This window comes from Citreicella sp. C3M06 (genome assembly GCF_018860705.1).
GTDB lineage: Bacteria > Pseudomonadota > Alphaproteobacteria > Rhodobacterales > Rhodobacteraceae > Salipiger.
Map to the genome: position 1 here is coordinate 1 of NZ_JAHKQA010000096.1, position 1,365 is coordinate 1,365.

Annotated in this window: 2 protein-coding genes; one reads left to right on the forward strand and one right to left on the reverse strand. The window is 60.0% G+C overall.

Annotated elements, in window-relative coordinates:
* Window positions 1-30: 30 nt before the first annotated feature.
* A complete protein-coding gene (locus KO516_RS22080) occupies window positions 31-1,197 on the reverse strand; it encodes a site-specific integrase (protein WP_216005951.1) in 1,167 nt (388 codons plus the stop codon).
* Window positions 1,198-1,227: 30 nt separating this feature from the next.
* Here KO516_RS22080 and KO516_RS22085 point away from each other — a divergent pair.
* A partial coding sequence (locus KO516_RS22085; RefSeq protein ID WP_216005952.1) for a transposase occupies window positions 1,228-1,365 on the forward strand: 138 nt, incomplete at its 3' end.

Here is a 1,365-nt window from a genome sequence, read left to right on the forward strand (position 1 = left end):
CCCGGAGCGGTTCAGTTCCGTGCCTCTTGGTCATCCATTCGCCGTACCTCCATGAACATGCTCGCACCATTCTGACATCAGCACGCGACGACGTTGAAGAAGGTCAGATCGCGCATAAGCCCTCTCGACTTCGGACCCAACCTTGTGGCCCAAGCTTAGTTCAGCGACTTCGCGCGGGTGGTTGCCAACTTCGGCTGCCCAATCCCGAAAGGCGGAGCGGAACCCGTGGACGGTCACCCCCTCGATCTTCATGCGCCGCAAAAGCATCAACATGGACATGTTGGAGAGGGGGTTGTGGCGGCGTTGCCCCTCGAAGACGCAGTTGGCACGAAGCGCCTTAAGTGGGTCGATGATCTCCAGCATTTGGGCAGTTAGCGGTACGCGATGTTCTGAGCCCGTTTTGGTTCGCGCTTCGGGTATTGTCCAAGTCAGCTCGTCGAAGTCAAACTCGTCCCAGACCGCTCGCAGAACCTCGCTGGTCCGGCATCCGGTCAAGCACGTGAACATCAATGCTTTAGCGGCCGTACCGCTTTGGCTCGAAAGTTTAGCGTAGAACGCCGGGACGTCCTGCCAGCGCATCGCGTTGTGGTGCTTCACCTTCGCCTTCACTCGCGGCAGAACACGGGCGTCCATGACGACCGTCACTGGGTTCTCCCCTTCGCGGAAGCCCCGTGATCGGGCTACGTCCAAAACCGCCTTCATGCGTTGCGCGACGCGGCGGGCGGTCTCATGCTTCTCGGTCCAGATAGGGGAGAGGACTTGCAGGACTTCTGGCTGGTCGATCTCCGATACGGGCAAACGGCCGATCTTGGGGAAGGCGTAATCTGCGAGCGTGTTGATCCACTGCTGGCCGTGCTTCGGGTTCTTCCAGGTCGGCAGACGCTCGATATGGACCTGCCGTGCGACCTCCTCGAAGCATGGCACCTCCTTGTCGCGATGGTACTTCGGGTTCAGCCCCTGCTTGGCGAGGCGTCGGTATTCAAGCGCTCGCTCGCGGGCGACTGTCAGGGTTATGATGTCAGCGCCGCCTAGACCGAAGTCCGTTCGGTTGGGCTTGCCTTGGCGATTGCGCTGCCCCTTCACGGTGACGCGCACGATCCAGCGGCGGGCACCGGATGGGTCGACTACAAGGTAGAGGCCATTGCCGTCGCCGTGGCGCCCTAGGGTCAGGATGCATTGATTTCGCTGCACCAGCATGATTCACGGCTTCGAAAACGGAGCGGTGATATGAGCGATCTCTTCTGGCTGACTGACGCGCAGATGGCACGTCTGGCTCCCTTCTTTCCCAAGTCACACGGGAAGCCTCGGGTTGATGATAGACGCGTCTTGAGCGGCATTATTTTCATCAATCGCAATGGCTTGCGT